Raw genomic sequence first — 15,602 nt, 5'->3', positions numbered from 1 at the left:
ACCTCATGATCGTCGAGGCGCGCGGAGCGAGCGAGCAGCGCTACTTCCGCTCCTTCACGGCCACCAGCCTCAGCGGCGCCTGGACCCCGCAGGCCGCCACCGAGAGCAACCCCTTCGCCGGCAAGGCCAACAGCGGCGCCACCTGGACCAACGACATCAGCCACGGCGACCTCGTGCGCAACAACCCCGACCAGACCATGACCATCGACCCCTGCAACCTCCAGTTCCTCTACCAGGGCAAGTCCCCCAACACGCCGGTGGACACCCCCTACGAGAAGCTGCCCTACCGGCCGGGCGTGCTGACCCTGCAACGCTGACCCGCCTCCTCCCCGGTGGGACGGACCGGTGCGGTCGGCCGACGCCGTGACGATCCGTGCACGGCGTCGGCGACCGCACCGGCCCGCCGGGACGCACCGCCCGCGGGCCGGGCACTCCCGGTCCTCGGGCCGGTGTCAGCGGGCGGTGCGGGCGGGGCCCTCCTGGGGGCGACCGCGCTGGACCGGCGGCGCGGTGCGGCCCTCCGCCGCGTCCGGCTCCGCCGTGCCGTCCGCCGTCGGACGCAGGCACTCGATCAGGTAGTCGCCCGTGTCCGGGTCGACCGTGACGCCGTGCGTCTCGCTGTGGAATCCGGGGAAGCGGCGGTCGAAGGACTCCAGGGCGCCGAGGTAGCGCAGCAGCGGGCCGTCGGGTCCGCCGACGCCCTCTCCGGGCATGAGCACGGGGATGCCGGGCGGGGTCACCGTGACCATGGCGGCGGCCACCTGGCCGGACGCGTCGGCCAGCCGCACCCGGTGGGTGCCGCCCCGCACCAGTCGCTCGTAGCACAGCCGCGGTGGGGCGACCGGCTCGGGCAGGTCGCGGAACGCGGTGTCCAGCAGGTCCACGAGGCGCGCGCCCCGCACCTGGTCGTGCATGTCCTGGCACAGCTCGCGCAGGGTCAGCCCGGCATAGCGGCGCGGGTGCGCGGCGACCAGCGCGGGCAGCACGCGTCCGAGGGGAGCGTCCCCGTCGTGGAGCGCCTTGAAGTCCATCAGCGCGTCGAGGAGCGTGCCCCACTTGCCCTTGGTGATGCCCATGGAGAACAGCACCAGAGTGGTGTAGCTGTCGGTCTTCTCCACCACGATGCCGCGGGTGGCCAGGTACGCGGTGAGCACCCGCGCCGGGATGCCCCACGGCGCGCTCCGGCCGGTCGCGTCGATGCCCGGGCAGGTCACGGTGACCTTGATCGGGTCGAGCATGCAGTAGCCGTCGGTGAGTCCGGGGAAGCCGTGCCAGTCGGCCCCGGGTTCCAGCCGCCAGCACGACGGCTCGGTGCGCAGCAGGTCGGCCGGCGCCTCCTCGAACGGCAGACGCGCGCCGGTGCCCGGATCGGTCACCGCCTCGGGCTGCCACACGCCGAAGAACCACGGCGGGCGGTCGCCGGCCTCCTCGACGCGGCGCCGGATCCGCACCATCTCCTGACGGAAGCGGACCGCCTCGGTCACGGCCTCGTCGAGGAGCCAGCGGCCCTGCGGCCCGTCCATCATCGCGGTGGCCACGTCCAGGGAGGCGATCATCGGGTACAGCGGGGACGTGGTGCCGTGCATCATCAACGCCTCGTTGAACCGGTCGTGTTCGACGGGGGCCCGGGGAGCGGGCCGCACGTGCACCATGGCGCTCTGCGACAGCGCGGCCAGCAGCTTGTGCGTGGACTGCGTCGCGAAGACCGTCGGCCGGTCCGGGCCGGGGAAGACGTCCGCGTCCACCGACATGCCGTACCGGCCCGCGTACAGCGGATGGAAACGGGCGTGGGCGAACCACGCCTCGTCGAAGTGCACCCGGGGCGTGCTCGCGGCCAGCGCCCTCGCCGCGGCCGCTGCGTCGTAACACAGGCCGTCGTAGGTGGAGTTGGTGAACACGGCGTACTGGGCGTGCGGTGAGAGGGCCTGCCCGGTCAGCGGGTTCGCCGCGATCCGGGCGGCGACCGAGCCGGGCGCCAGCTCCGCCGGGGGCAGCGGCCCCGCCAGCCCGTAGCCGTTGCGCGTCGGGACGAGGTAGACCGGCCGCGCGCCCGACACGACCAGCCCGTGCAGCACCGACTTGTGGCAGTTGCGGTCCACCAGCGCGATCTCGTCACGGGTGACGCTGAAGTGGCCGACCACGCGGTTGCACGTGGAGTCCCCGTGCAGCACGAAGTAGGTGAGGTCCGCGCCGAAGACCCGCGCGGCGTTGCGCTCCGCCTCCCCGATCGGGCCGCTGTGCTCGAACAGCGACCCGAGTTCGCCCACCGAGATCGACAGGTCGCTGCGCAGCAGCCGTTCCCCGAAGTAGTCGTGGAAGGCACGTCCCGCGGGCGACTTCAGCAGAGCGACGCCGCCGGAGTGGGCCGGGGTGTGCCACGAGTACTCGTGCGCGTCGTCGAAGCGTCGCAGGGCGCGGAAGAAGGGCGGCAGAACGGCTTCCCGGTAGCCGCGGGCGGCGGTGGTGATGCGGCCCGCGATGAAGCCCGGCGTGTCCTCCAGCGGCCAGACGTACCCCACGATCGACTCCGACACCCACAACGGCAGGTCCCTGACGCCGTCGTCGGCCAGGACCAGGAAGACCGGCAGATCACGAAAGCGCCGGCCCAGCGAGCGCAGCACGCCGGCCCCGCCGGGCTCCTCGCCGTCGGCCGCGCGGCCGGGCAGGTCCCAGGCGACCAGCGCGGCGGTCAGACCGGCCTCGGTCCGCAGCACCGCCTGCGCGTCGGCGGCGTCCACCGCCCACCGGACGTCGAACCCCCTGTCCTCGGCGGCGTCCCGGATGCGGACCAGCTGCTGGGCGACCGCGCCCTCGTCCCGGGGATGCTCCGGCACCGCGATCAGAAGCCTGTTGTCCGACATGCGCCCCCTCGTCCCGGCGGCAGCGCGCCGCCCCGGCCAGTCTCCGAGGGGAGGCGGCCGCATCCGCGGCCGCACGGCCGCAAACCACCCCGGGGACGGAACCGACGGCGATCGCGGCTGACGGGAAGCCGGCGAAAAGCCGATGAAAGGCCGGCGGAGCGCCGACCCGGAGCCGAGGAGAGCTGACGGAGATCAGTCGGCGGCGGGAGTGCGGATCGCCGCGATGTCGAATTGCAGACGCACCTTCTCGCTGACCATCGCACCGCCCTCGGCCAGCCGGGCGTTGTAGGTGAGACCCCATTCGGAACGGTCGATCGTGGTGGTGCCGTCGAAACCGGCGCGTTCATAGCCGAACGGGTCGGTGACATGCCCTATGTAGGTGAGTTCGAGAACCACCGGACGAGTGGCGTTCTTGATGGTGAGATCGCCGGTCATGCGGTAGACGTCCGGGCCGGCGAGTTCCACGGCGGTACTCGTGAAACGCATCTGCGGATAGTTCGCCGCGTCCAGGAAGTCACGGCCCGTCAGGTGGGCGTCGCGCTGCTCCACACCGGTGTCGACGCTCGCCGTCGCCAGAAGGATCTCGGCCCGCGACCGGGACGGGTCGCGCCCGTCGAACCAGAGGCGGCTGCGGTACTCGGTGAACGCCCCGCGCACCGTCGTGACCAGGGCGTGCCGTACGGAGAAGCCGATGCGGCTGTGCGCCGGGTCGATCATCCACTCCCCGGACAGCGCCGCCAGGGCCGGATCCGGTCGCCGTCCGGCCGGGTCGGCGGTGAGGTGCGGGGCGGCAGCGGGCGCCGAACGTCGGACGGACGTGCCGCGGGTGAACAGATTCATGGTTCACCTGGTTACTGCACCGCAGAAACCGCCGCAAGCCGCGCCGGCCGACGGCGGCGGACCGAATCCGTACCGAAAGGCCTATAGGCAGGCACCGCGCGATGCGTGGGTACAACATCCACACACGCCCGTCACCAAAAGGTCAAGGCGAAGCGGGGCGCGGAGAACCTCGCGAAATGACGGCCGGGAAGCTACTCCCGCACGGCGCAGGGGAAATGAATCACTGTCACGAGAGCGGTCCGCTCTTCCCTCGTCTCGTCGGCCGACGCAACGGGCCGGCCCTCCCGTGCGCCCGCCCGCACCTCTCCTACTCCTGCTTCTCGCCGGAAGCGAAGCGGGAGATGACCAGGGCGACGATGATGATCGCGCCGTTGAGGAACTGGTTCCACAGCGGTGGCACGCCGGCCAGCGTCATGACGTTGACGACGAGCTGGAGGGTCAGCACACCGGTGAGCGCGCCGAAGACGGACCCCTTGCCCCCGTTGAGGCTCACCCCGCCGATGACGGTGGCCGCGAACACCTGGAAGATCCAGCCGCTGCCCTGGGTCGCGGAGATGGACCCGTAGTGACCGCTGTAGAGGATGCCGGCGAAGGCGGCCAGCACACTGCCGACGACCAGGACGATGAACACGATCCGGTCCACGCGGATGCCGGCCGTGCGGGCCGCCTCCGCGTTGCCGCCGATCGCGTAGAGCGCCCGCCCGTGCCGCAGCCAGGCCAGCGCCGCGCTGCCGAGGGCGAACAGCACCCCGCAGATCCAGATCGCCGCGGGCGCGCCCCACCAGGAGGCCTTGCCCAGATAGGTGAAGGACGGGGGCAGTTCGACGAGGGACTGGCCCTCGGACAGGGCGACCTGCAACCCCCGCAGCATGGTGAGCATGCCGAGGGTGACGATGAAGCCGTTGAGCCGCAGCTTCAGGACGAGGAACCCGTTGACCGCGCCGATCACCGCCCCCACCAGCAGACAGAGCGGGATCGCCGTCCATGCGGGCAGCAGTCCCAGTCCGGTGAACCGGGCGCCGCTGGTGGGCAGCACGAGCCAGACGGCGATGACCGGGGCCACCCCGATGGTGGACTCCAGGGACAGGTCCATCCGGCCGCTGATCAGGATGAGCGCGGTGGCGAGCACCAGCAGGCTCAGCTCGGTGGACTGCTGTGCCACGCCGATGAGGTTGTCGGAGGTCAGGAAGGCCGGCGAGACGATGAACCCGATCAGCCCGAGGACCACGATGGCCGGGATCAGGGACAGTTCACGGAACAGGCCGGGATCGATCCCGCGCCGGGAGCCCTTCGCGGTCGTGGGCGCCACGCCGGCCGCGGGGTCGGTGACGTCGGTGGTGGCGGACATGACTACCTCTCGTCCTGTTCTGGGGGGCACGCGTCGGCGTCGTGCTCCGGGTCGGGCCCCGCGCCGTCGGCCGCGCCGATGCCCTCCATGGCGGCGACCACCTCGTCGTCGCGCCAGCCGGGAGCGAACTCGGCGACCACGCGGCCGTGGAACATCACGACGACCCGGTCGCACACCCTGAGGTCGTCGAGCTCGTCGGAGACGATCAGCGCGGCCCTGCCGCCGTCCGCGACCTCGCGGACGCGGCGCAGCAGGAACTCCTTGGACCTGACGTCGACCCCGTTGGTCGGGCGGACGGCGACCAGCACGCGCGGGTCGGTGGCCAGAGCGCGGGCGACGACGACCTTCTGCTGGTTGCCGCCGGAGAGCGCGGACACCGGCGTGGCCGGCCCCGGGGTCTTGATGTCGAGGTCGCGGATCATGCGCCGGGCGAAGAGCGCCGTCCGGGCGGGCAGCACGGTGCCGAAGGGGCCCAGCTGGTCGGTGACCGTGAGGGTCGCGTTCTCCGCCACGCTGCGGCTGCCGACCAGGCCCTGGAGGTGACGGTCCTCGGGGACCAGGCCGACGCCCGCGGCCAGTGCCGAGGGCACGCTGCCGGTGCGCACGGCCCGCCCGCCGACCAGGATCCGGCCCGCCTGCGCGCGGTGCAGCCCGGCGACCGCCTCCGCGACCCGCACGTTGCCGCTGGCCGCCGCTCCGGCCAGCCCGACGACCTCGCCCGAGCGCACCGACAGCGAGAGCCCGTCGCAGACGCCGGGGAGTGTGAGCCCGTCGACGGTCAGCAGTCCGGGGCCTTCGTCCGGCTCCGCCGGGCGGCGGGCGGCCGGGCCGGCAGCCGCGTCGGCGCCGGCGGCTGCGGTCGCCGGTGTGTCGCCCGTCATCGCCTCGACCAGGGCCCTGTGGCCGACCTCGGCCACGGGCGCGGTCAGGACGTGGGTGGCGTCCCGGTAGACGGTGACCGTGGTGCAGAGGTCGTACACCTCCCGCAGGTGGTGCGAGATGTAGAGGAAGGCGACGCCCTGGCGCCGCAGGTCGCGCAGCTTGTCGAAGAGACGGCCGATGCCCCGGGCGTCGAGCTTGGCGGTCGGTTCGTCGAGGACGATGAAGCGGGCCCCGAACGACAGGGCGCGCGCGATCTCCACGAACTGCCGTTGTTCCACGCTCAGATCCCTGGCGCGCGCGGTGGCGTCGACGTCCACGCCGTACTCGCCGAGGAGTTCCTCGGCGCGCCGCCGCAACCGCCCCCAGCGGATGGGCCGCAGCGGACCCGCGCTCTGCCGGTTCAGGAACAGGTTCTCCGCGACGGTCAGGTCCGCGATGATCGTGGAACGCTGGTAGACGCAGGCCACCCGGGCGCGCCAGGCCTCGATGTCACCGACAGGTGGGGCGGGTTCGCCGGAGAAGCGCAGAACGCCGGTGTCGGGGCGGCGCAGTCCGGTGAGCAGCGACACGAGCGTCGACTTGCCCGCTCCGTTGCGGCCCACCAGCGCGTGCGACTCGCCGGGCGCGACGGCGATCCGGGCGTCGCGCAGCGCGACCGTCGCGCCGAACCGCTTGCCGACCCCGACGGCCTCGGCGACCGGGGGCGGGCCGGCGGGGTGGGCCGGCGCGGTCGGGGTGTGCGCCATGAGGGTCTCCGTCCTTCCGTGGGTGCGGTCGCCGGCGCCGTTCCGGCGGGTCACCGGCTCACGTTGTTGCCCCACAGGGCCTGGTCCTCGACGTTGTCCTTGGTCACGAGCGGCGCGGGCAGCTGGTCCTCCAGGCCGTTGGGGATCTTGATGATCGTGGAGCCGTGGTCGGTGGGGCCCGCCGTGAACGTCTTGCCGGCGGCCGCGGCCTCGGCGTAGTGGAGCGCGTACTTGGCGTAGAGGTCGGCGGGCTGGGAGACGGTCGCGTCGATCCGGCCCTTGCGGATGGCGTCGAGCTCCTGGGGGATGCCGTCGTTGGAGACGATCACGATGTGCCCCTTCTGCCCCGCCGGCCGGAGCAGCTTCTTCTGCTCGAGCAGCGCCAGGGTCGGCTGGAGGAAGACCCCGCCGGCCTGCATGTAGACGCCGCCCAGATCGGGGTGCTGGGCGAGCAGGCTCTGGAGCTTGGCGGAGGCCACGTCGCCCTTCCAGTCGGTGGGCAGTTCGAACACCGTGATGCCGGGGAACTTCGCCTTCATGCAGGCGGCGAAGGCCTCCGAGCGGTCCCGCCCGTTGATGGAGTCCAGGGCGCCCTGGAGCTCGGCCACCTTGCCCTTGCCGCCGAGCTGCTTGCCGAGGTACTCGCAGGCCTTGGTGCCGTACGCCCGGTTGTCGGCCCGGACCACCATGTAGACGTCGCCCTTGTCGGGGCGGGTGTCCACGCTGACCACCGGGATCTTCTTCGCGGCGAGCGCGTCCAGGGTGGAGGCGACCGCGCCGGTGTCCTGGGGCGCCATGACGACGGCCTTGGCGCCCGTGTTCTGGAACACCTGCACGTTGGCCACGAGTTTGGTGACGTCGTTCTGCGAGTTGCTCAACGGCAGGGCGTTGACGCCGTCGGTCCTGATGTCCTTCTTCAGGTACTGCGCGTAGGAGTTCCAGAAGTCGGAGTCGGAACGCGGCAGGTCGATCCCGACGGCCGGTCCGTCGCCGCCCGCGCTGTCCGACCCGGCGCTGTCGCGGTTGCACGCGGTCAGGAGGGCGAGGGCGACGACGAGGGCGCCGGCTGCTGCGGCGGTGGAACGGGTGCGGGCGAGATTCATGGCCGGGGTTCTCTCCTTGCCAGGGCTGGGAGTCGCGCGAGGTGAGGGTCGGAGGGGGGCGGTTGCGCGTCGGTCCGGGGGGAGAGCACGAGCGCGGTCGAGGTCGAGGGAGAGGAGATGCACAGTCATCCGATGTATCTCGAACGCCGAGGACGTTACGACGGGGCCGCTCGCGCTGACAAGGGGTCGTTCTCCGTCAATTGGCGGATCTGACGGGGTGTTGTCAGCGCTGTCCGCTGCCCCTAAAGTCGCGGTTCTGCAAGTCCTCCGATGTATCAGTGCCGTCGAGCCTGAAAGGCGCCCCCTTGACCGCAACCCCGGCCCGGATCGTGGCGGTGGACACCCACGACATCCGCTTCCCGACCTCGCGGGAGCTGGACGGCTCCGACGCGATGAACCCGGATCCCGACTACTCCGCCGCCTACGTGGTGCTGCGGACCGACGCCGGCGACGGGCTGGAGGGCCATGGCTTCACTTTCACCATCGGGCGCGGCAACGACGTCCAGGTCGCCGCCATCGCGGCCCTGCGTCCGCATGTGCTGGGGCGGTCCGTGGACGAGCTGTGCGCCGATCCGGGCTCCCTCGACCGCGATCTGATCGGCGACAGCCAACTGCGCTGGCTCGGGCCCGAGAAGGGCGTGATGCACATGGCGATCGGCGCGGTCATGAACGCCGTCTGGGACCTCGCCGCCAAGCGCGCCGGGCAGCCCCTGTGGCGCCTGCTGGCCCACGCCGAGCCCGCATGGCTGGTCTCCCAGGTCGACTTCCGCTACATCGCCGACGTGCTCACCCCCGCGGACGCCCTCGCCCTGCTCCAGGGTGCGCGCACCGGGCTGGCCGAGCGCGAGCGCGTGCTGCTGGAGCGCGGATACCCCGCTTACACCACCTCCCCGGGCTGGCTCGGCTACTCCGACGAGAAGCTCACCCGGCTCGCCAAGCAGGCCGTGTCCGACGGCTTCACCCAGATCAAGCTGAAGGTCGGCGCGGACCGGGCCGACGATCTGCGGCGGCTGCGCACGGCGCGCGCCGCGGTCGGCGACGGCGTGCGCATAGCCGTCGACGCCAACCAGCGCTGGAACGTGGGCGAGGCGATCGACTGGACCCGCGCCCTGGCCGGGCTCGACCCCTACTGGATCGAGGAACCCACCAGTCCCGACGACATCCTCGGCCACGCCGCCATCCGCGAGGCCGTCGCCCCGGTGAAGGTCGCCACCGGCGAACACGTGCACAACCGTGTCGTCTTCAAGCAGTTGCTCCAGGCCGGCGCCATCGACGTCCTGCAGATCGACGCGGCCCGGGTCGGCGGCGTCAACGAGAACCTCGCGATCCTGCTGCTCGCCGCCCGGTTCGGGGTGCCGGTGTGTCCGCACGCCGGGGGAGTGGGGCTGTGCGAACTCGTCCAGCACCTCGCCATGTTCGACTACCTGGCCGTGTCCGGGACCACGCAGGACCGGGTCATCGAGTACGTGGACCACCTCCACGAGCACTTCACGGCCCCGGTGGAGATCCGCGACGGCCGCTACCGGGCGCCGCTCGCCCCGGGCTTCTCCGCGGCCATGCACCCGGCCTCGATCGACGGATACCGGTACCCGGACGGCGCGTTCTGGAGCGCCGACCTCACGCGCGGACCGTCGCGGGACAACTGACGCCCGACCCTCGCCCGGGGCCCTCGGTGTCCGCCCCGCCCGCCCGGAGCTTGCGCGACGTCTTGACGTGTACTCGACGCAATGGCTTCATGGGAGCGCTCCCACACGCAGGTACTCCCCCCACTGTCGCCTGAGTTCCCGGGCCTCACTCCTGGAGTCGCAGTGAGAACGACAAGAAGAACGACACGACGCACCTCCCCCCGCACGACCGGCCGCGCCGCGTCGAGCCGCTCACGGACGGGTCGCGCGGGCCGCTCCCCGGGCATGCTGCTGACGAGGCTCGCGGCCCTCCTCGGCCTGATCCTCGTCGGCGCGCTGTGCCCGGCCGTCGCACACGCCCAGGACCAGCCCCGCTCGTCCGGGGCGCTCGCGGCCGGACTCCACATCAGCAACGGCCGCCTCGTGGAGCGCAACGGGAACGACTTCGTGATGCGCGGCGTCAACCACGCGCACACCTGGTACCCGGGCCGGACGCAGCAGTCGCTCGCCGACATCAAGGCCATGGGCGCCAACGCCGTGCGCGTCGTCCTCGCCGACGGCCACCGCTGGAGCGCCAACAGCCCCTCCGACGTCGCGAACGTCATCGCCCAGTGCAAGGCCGACCGGCTCATCTGCGTCCTGGAGGTGCACGACACCACCGGTTACGGCGAGGACAGCGCGGCCGGCACGCTCGACCAGGCCGCCGACTACTGGATCGGCCTGAAGAACGTCCTGGCCGGCCAGGAGGACTACATCGTCGTCAACATCGGCAACGAGCCGTGGGGCAACACCGACCCGGCGGGCTGGACCGCGCCCACGATCGCCGCGATAAAGAAGCTGCGCGCCGCCGGACTCCAGCACACGATCATGGTGGACGCCCCCAACTGGGGCCAGGACTGGCAGGGCGTGATGAAGGCCAACGCCCGGTCCGTGTACGACGCCGACGCCACCGGGAACCTGATCTTCTCGATCCACATGTACAGCGTCTTCGACACGGCGGCGGAGGTCACCGACTACCTGAACACCTTCGTCACCGCGGGACTGCCCCTGCTGATCGGGGAGTTCGGCGGCCCCGCCGACCAGTACGGGGACCCCGACGAGGACACCATGATGGCCGCCGCCCAGCAGCTCAGGCTCGGATACCTGGCCTGGTCGTGGAGCGGCAACACCGACCCGGTCCTCGATCTGGCGCTCGACTTCGACCCCGCCCGGCTCAGTTCCTGGGGCAAGCGCGTCTTCAACGGCGTCAACGGCATCGCCCAGACGGCGAAGGAGGCCACCGTCTTCGGCGGCGGCGCCCCCGGCGACACCCAGGCCCCCACCGCTCCGGGAGCCCCGACCGCCTCGGCGGTGACGGCGACCTCGGCCACCCTGTCCTGGGCCGCGGCCACCGACGACGTCGGCGTCGCCGGATACGACGTCGTGCGGATCGACGGCGGCACCGAGACCGTCGTCGCCGCCCCGACCACCACCGGCGCCACCGTGACCGGACTGACGGCGAAGACGGCGTACACCTTCGCCGTCCGCGCCCGGGACGCCGCCGGCAACCGTTCCGCGCGCTCGGCCACCGTCGACGTCACCACGGCGGGCGCGCCCGCCGTGGCCTGTTCGGTCGGCTACCGGGTGGTCGGCGAGTGGCCGGGCGGCTTCCAGGGGGAGATCACCCTGCGCAACACCGGCTCCACCCCGATCAGCGGCTGGCGGCTCGGCTTCGCCTTCACGGACGGCCAGACCGTGGCCAGCATGTGGGGCGGGACCGCCGCCCAGAGCGGCGGCTCGGTGAACGTGACCCCCGCGGCCTACACCTCCACCGTCCCCGCCGGCGGTTCGGTCGCCGTCGGCTTCATCGGGACCAAGGGCGCGACCAACACCGCACCGGCCGCGTTCACCCTGAACGGCGGTGCGTGCGCCACACTCTGACGGGCCGTCCGGCCGCCACGCCGGGGCGCCGTGCCCACGGGCCGGTGTGAGGCGCTCGCCGCCTCCACCGGCTGCCGCCGCAGGCCGCGCGCCCCGTCCGCCTGCCGCCGCTCCCGAGGACGGCGCCGACGTGGGCCGGTCGGGGCCGGGCCGCCGTCACCGCGTGCGCGGACGCCGGTCCGGCCGCCGGGCACCCCGTAACCTGTGGCCATGTCCACGACGCCCCGCTGGCTCAACGCCGACGAACGACGGGCCTGGCTGGCCTACGTCGAGTTCTCCACGCTGCTCGCGGACCACCTCAACCGCCAGCTGCGCCGGGACGCCGGAATGACGCACGCCGACTACAGCCTGCTGGCCTACCTCTCGATGGCGCCCGACGGCGCCCTCGGGATGTCGGACCTGGCCGAACGTCTGAAGATCACCCGCAGCCGGCTCACGCACGCGGTGAACCGGCTGTGCGAGGCGGATCTCGTCGGCCGCCGGGAGGATCCCGCCGACGGCCGCGGCCAACTCGCCTTCCTCACCGACCGGGGCAGGGCGCTGCTGGAGGAGGTGGCCCCCGGCCACGTCGAGGCCGTGCGCCGGGCGGTGTTCGACGTCCTCACCCCCGAGCAGGTGCGTCAGTTCGCCGACATCGGCGAGGCGATCAGCCAGGCCCTGCACCGGGCCGAGAGCGCCGAGGCCGACCCCGCCGCGCTGCCCTGGCGCCGCCGGTAGCGGACGGCCGGCCCGGCCACGCACTGGTCCGTCCCGGCCCGGCCGGCGAGCTGCCGGCGGACCGCCGTCCAGGCCGCCGCCGGCACCAGGACGGGCACCGCGCCCTGCACCTTCCCCGGTGGCGGGGCCGAGGCGCGGGCCGCCCGCGATGGTGGGTTCCGCCCCTCGCCGCGCCCCTTCGCGGGGCGGTGCGGGGACCGGGGGGCGAGCCGTGAGGCGGAGCAGGTGCGCGGAGCCGGTTCCGGCCCGGAGTCCGGGGGTTCGGCGAAGGCCGGCCAAGGCGGAGGCCGGTGCGGAGATCCGGGCGGCCGAGGCCGGTCCGCGCCCGGCCCGGGCAAGGAATCGGCGGCGGATCGAGAAGAACCGGCCGCCGGTGCGTACCTGGGGGTACCGGGGGCCGCCCGCCCCTCCGACCGCGCCACCGATCCAAGGGACGTACCTCGTGAACGCAACCGCCGCCATCGGCGTCACCGGCCTCGGCGTGATGGGCCGCAACCTCGCGCGCAACTTCGCCCGCAACGGCTACACCGTCGCCGTCCACAACCGCAGCGCCGGTCGCACCCGCGCTCTGGTCGAGGAGTTCGGCCACGAGGGCGCCTTCGTCCCCGCCGAGTCGGCCGCCGACTTCGTGGCGGCGCTGGAGCGCCCCCGACGGCTGATGATCATGGTGCAGGCGGGCGAGGTCACCGACGCGGTCATCGAGGAGTTCGCCCCGCTCCTGGAGCCCGGCGACATGATCATCGACGGCGGCAACGCCCACTACGCCGACACCCGCCGCCGCGAGGAGGCGCTGCGCGAGCGCGGACTGCACTTCGTCGGCGCCGGCGTCTCCGGCGGCGAGGAGGGCGCGCTGAACGGCCCCGCCGTCATGGTCGGCGGCTCTCCCGAGTCGTACGACGTCCTCGGCCCGATGTTCGAGTCCATCAGCGCGAAGGTCGACGGCGAGCCCTGCGCCACCCACATCGGCACCGACGGCGCCGGGCACTTCGTCAAGATGGTGCACAACGGCATCGAGTACGCCGACATGCAGCTCATCGCGGAGGCCTACGACCTGCTGCGCCAGGTCGCCGGCTACACCCCGGCCGAGATCGCCGGCATCTTCCGCACCTGGAACGAGGGCCGGCTCGGCTCCTACCTCATCGAGATCACCGCCGAGGTGCTCGCGCACACCGACGCCGGCACGGGACGGCCCTTCGTGGACGTCGTCGTCGACGCCGCCGGTCAGAAGGGCACCGGCCGCTGGACCGTGCAGACCGCCCTGGACCTCGGCTCCCCGGTCACCGCCATCGCCCAGGCCACCTTCGCGCGCGCCGCCTCCGGCCAGCGCGAACTGCGCGCCGCCTACGCCGGGCTCCCCGGCGGCACCACGCCTGCGCTCAGCCGCACCGAGGCCTCGCGCTTCACCTCGCAGGTCGAGCACGCCCTGTACGCCTCGAAGGTCATCGCCTACGACCAGGGCTGGAAGATGATCCAGGACGCGGCGGCGGAGTTCGGCTGGAAGATCGACCTGGGCGCGGTCGCCCGGATCTGGCGCGGCGGCTGCATCATCCGCGCCTCGTTCCTCGACCGCATCCGCGCCGCGTACGCGGCCGACCCGAAGCTGGTCAGCCTGCTCGGCGAGATGGAGTTCGCCATGGAGATCACCGACGCGCAGGTGCCCTGGCGGGAGACGGTGGCCTCGGCCGCCCGCCGCGGCATCCCGGTGCCGGCCTTCTCCGCCGCGCTCGCCCACTACGACACCCTGCGCGCGGAGCGGCTGCCCGCCGCCCTGTTGCAGGGCCAGCGCGACTACTTCGGCGCCCACACCTACGGCCGCACCGACCGGCCCGGCGCCTTCCACACCCACTGGGCGGAGTCCGGCCGCCCGGAGACGTCCGCCTGACGGCAGCCGCCGACCGGGGGGCCCGGCGCGGGAGTCGCGAACGGGCGGGAGGGGAGCACTCGTGGAGTGCTCCCCTCCCGCCCGTCCGGCGTCGGCGGGGGACGGTCAGACGCTCGTCGCCGGGTACGTCGGGTACTCCACGCCCGAGACGTGCTGGACGACGCGGACGACCTGGCAGGAGTAGCCGAACTCGTTGTCGTACCAGAGGTAGAGGATCGCGTTGTCCCCGTCGACCTTGGTGGCGCCGGCGTCGATGATCGAGGCGTGGCGCGACCCGATGAAGTCCATCGAGACCGCGTCCGGCGCCGTGGTGAAGTCGATCTGACGCCGCAGCGGCGAGGTCAGCGACACGCCGCGCAGGTACTCGAGGACCTCCTCGCGGTCGGTCTCGCGGCCGAGCCGCAGGCTCAGGATCGCGATCGAGACGTCCGGCACCGGCACGCGGATCGAGCTGCCGGTGATCGGCGCCTGGAGCTCGGGCAGCGCCTTGGCGACCGCGGACGCCGCGCCGGTTTCGGTGATGACCATGTTCAGCGGCGCCGAACGGCCCCGCCGGTCCGCCTTGTGGTAGTTGTCCAGCAGGTTCTGGTCGTTGGTGAACGAGTGGACCGTTTCCACGTGGCCGCGCAGCACGCCGTACTCGTCGTTCATCGCCTTCAGCGGCGGGACGATCGCGTTGGTGGTGCAGGAGGCGCAGGACAGGATCTGCTCCTCCGGCTTGATGGTGTCGTGGTTGACGCCGTGGACGATGTTCGGCACGTCGCCCTTGCCGGGCGCGGTCAGCACGACCTTGTCGACGCCGGGCCGCAGGTGCTGCGAGAGTCCCTCGCGGTCGCGCCACTTGCCGGTGTTGTCGATCAGGATGGCGTTGTCGATGCCGTACGCCGTGTAGTCGATCTCGGACGGATCGTCGGCGTAGATGACCGTGATCTCGTTGCCGTTGGCGATGATGCGGTTGTTGGCCTCGTCGACCGTGATCGTGCCCTGGAACTGGCCGTGCACGGAGTCGCGGCGCAGCAGCGAGGCCCGCTTGACGAGGTCGTCGGCGGCCCGGGACCCGCCGCCGCGCACCACGATGGCGCGCAGTCGCAGGCCGTTGCCCGAGCCGGACTTCTCGATCAGCAGCCGGGCGACGAGCCGGCCGATGCGGCCGAAGCCGTACAGGACGACGTCGCGCGGCTCGCGACGGTCGATCTTGTTGGCGCCCGTGGCGCCGGCGACGGCCTCGGCGGTGAAGTCCAGCACCGACAGACCGCGGTCGTCGGCGCGGTGGCTCTCGGCGAGGATGCCGATGTCGATCTGGGCCGGACCGAGGTCCAGGGTGGTGAGGGCCTCCAGGAACGGCAGCGTCTCGGTGACCGAGAGCTCCTCGCCCGCGATCTGCCGGGCGAACCGGTGGGTCTTGAGGATGCTGACCACCGACTTGTTCACCAGGGAGCGGCTGTGCAGCAGGACGGTCACGTCCCGCTCGCGGTGCAGCTTCCCGATCATCGGGATCATCGACTCCGCGATCTCCTCGCGGTTCTTCCAGTCAGTGAACGAATCGTCGTTGAGCGTCACGGGCCTATCTTTCGAGCTAGGTGGCGCTCATATGCTAACCCTACGGATTTTCGATCATTCCAGCGGGCCCGCGCTCAGGTGTGCGACGGGTGTCCGGGGCGCGGGCCCCGGACCGGAG

General features: G+C 72.4%; 11 protein-coding genes. 5 read left to right on the top strand and 6 right to left on the bottom strand.

Annotation, left to right across the window (positions count from 1 at the left end):
- Positions 1-317 (top strand): non-reducing end alpha-L-arabinofuranosidase family hydrolase (locus KMS84_RS06870; RefSeq protein WP_256915163.1); only part of this gene is annotated, 317 nt, incomplete at its 5' end.
- Between the two features lie 135 nt (positions 318-452).
- On the opposite strand, the gene KMS84_RS06865 is transcribed toward KMS84_RS06870, so the two are convergent.
- The 5 genes from KMS84_RS06865 to KMS84_RS06845 form a co-directional block, all read right to left on the bottom strand.
- Positions 453-2,861, bottom strand: coding sequence for an Orn/Lys/Arg family decarboxylase (locus KMS84_RS06865; RefSeq protein ID WP_256915162.1), 2,409 nt, complete (start codon positions 2,859-2,861; stop codon positions 453-455).
- A gap of 192 nt (positions 2,862-3,053) precedes the next feature.
- Positions 3,054-3,701, bottom strand: a complete 648-nt coding sequence (locus KMS84_RS06860) for a YceI family protein (protein ID WP_256915161.1) — start codon at positions 3,699-3,701, stop codon at positions 3,054-3,056.
- 307 nt (positions 3,702-4,008) lie between these two features.
- A complete protein-coding gene (locus KMS84_RS06855) occupies positions 4,009-5,049 on the bottom strand; it encodes an ABC transporter permease (RefSeq protein WP_256915160.1) in 1,041 nt (346 codons plus the stop codon).
- A gap of 2 nt (positions 5,050-5,051) precedes the next feature.
- Positions 5,052-6,677 carry a sugar ABC transporter ATP-binding protein gene (locus KMS84_RS06850; protein WP_256915159.1) on the bottom strand — a complete coding sequence of 542 codons (1,626 nt, stop codon included), beginning with the start codon at positions 6,675-6,677 and terminating at the stop codon, positions 5,052-5,054.
- Between the two features lie 50 nt (positions 6,678-6,727).
- Positions 6,728-7,780, bottom strand: a complete 1,053-nt coding sequence (locus KMS84_RS06845) for a sugar ABC transporter substrate-binding protein (RefSeq protein ID WP_256915158.1) — start codon at positions 7,778-7,780, stop codon at positions 6,728-6,730.
- A 305-nt stretch (positions 7,781-8,085) separates the two neighbouring features.
- Here KMS84_RS06845 and KMS84_RS06840 point away from each other — a divergent pair, with 305 nt between their 5' ends.
- The 4 genes from KMS84_RS06840 (at position 8,086) to gnd (ending at position 13,924) form a co-directional block, all read left to right on the top strand.
- Positions 8,086-9,426 carry an enolase C-terminal domain-like protein gene (locus KMS84_RS06840; protein WP_256915157.1) on the top strand — a complete coding sequence of 447 codons (1,341 nt, stop codon included), beginning with the start codon at positions 8,086-8,088 and terminating at the stop codon, positions 9,424-9,426.
- A 264-nt stretch (positions 9,427-9,690) separates the two neighbouring features.
- Positions 9,691-11,325 carry a cellulase family glycosylhydrolase gene (locus KMS84_RS06835; protein ID WP_256915156.1) on the top strand — a complete coding sequence of 545 codons (1,635 nt, stop codon included), beginning with the start codon at positions 9,691-9,693 and terminating at the stop codon, positions 11,323-11,325.
- Positions 11,326-11,535: 210 nt separating this feature from the next.
- Complete coding sequence (locus tag KMS84_RS06830) at positions 11,536-12,042, top strand: MarR family winged helix-turn-helix transcriptional regulator (protein ID WP_256915155.1); 507 nt, start codon at positions 11,536-11,538, stop codon at positions 12,040-12,042.
- A gap of 442 nt (positions 12,043-12,484) precedes the next feature.
- Entirely contained in the window at positions 12,485-13,924 is a 1,440-nt protein-coding gene (gnd, locus tag KMS84_RS06825) for an NADP-dependent phosphogluconate dehydrogenase (protein WP_256915154.1), read from the top strand.
- A gap of 105 nt (positions 13,925-14,029) precedes the next feature.
- On the opposite strand, the gene KMS84_RS06820 is transcribed toward gnd, so the two are convergent.
- Positions 14,030-15,484, bottom strand: a complete 1,455-nt coding sequence (locus KMS84_RS06820) for a glyceraldehyde-3-phosphate dehydrogenase (RefSeq protein ID WP_256915153.1) — start codon at positions 15,482-15,484, stop codon at positions 14,030-14,032.
- Between the last annotated feature and the right edge of the window lie 118 nt (positions 15,485-15,602).

The sequence above is a fragment of the Streptomyces hilarionis genome, assembly GCF_024539675.1.
Classification (GTDB): domain Bacteria; phylum Actinomycetota; class Actinomycetes; order Streptomycetales; family Streptomycetaceae; genus Streptomyces; species Streptomyces hilarionis.
Note: the sequence above shows the minus strand (reverse complement) of the source record. Positions and strands in the feature narration are given on the sequence as shown.

What these genes read in the sequence shown, in the direction of transcription:
- KMS84_RS06830 (WP_256915155.1), top strand. Translation starts at nt 11,536, where the DNA reads ATGTCCACGACGCCCCGCTGGCTCAACGCCGACGAACGACGGGCCTGG.
- KMS84_RS06850 (WP_256915159.1), bottom strand. Translation starts at nt 6,677, where the DNA reads ATGGCGCACACCCCGACCGCGCCGGCCCACCCCGCCGGCCCGCCCCCG.
- KMS84_RS06835 (WP_256915156.1), top strand. Translation starts at nt 9,691, where the DNA reads ATGCTGCTGACGAGGCTCGCGGCCCTCCTCGGCCTGATCCTCGTCGGC.
- KMS84_RS06865 (WP_256915162.1), bottom strand. Translation starts at nt 2,861, where the DNA reads ATGTCGGACAACAGGCTTCTGATCGCGGTGCCGGAGCATCCCCGGGAC.
- KMS84_RS06855 (WP_256915160.1), bottom strand. Translation starts at nt 5,049, where the DNA reads ATGTCCGCCACCACCGACGTCACCGACCCCGCGGCCGGCGTGGCGCCC.
- KMS84_RS06845 (WP_256915158.1), bottom strand. Translation starts at nt 7,780, where the DNA reads ATGAATCTCGCCCGCACCCGTTCCACCGCCGCAGCAGCCGGCGCCCTC.
- KMS84_RS06860 (WP_256915161.1), bottom strand. Translation starts at nt 3,701, where the DNA reads ATGAATCTGTTCACCCGCGGCACGTCCGTCCGACGTTCGGCGCCCGCT.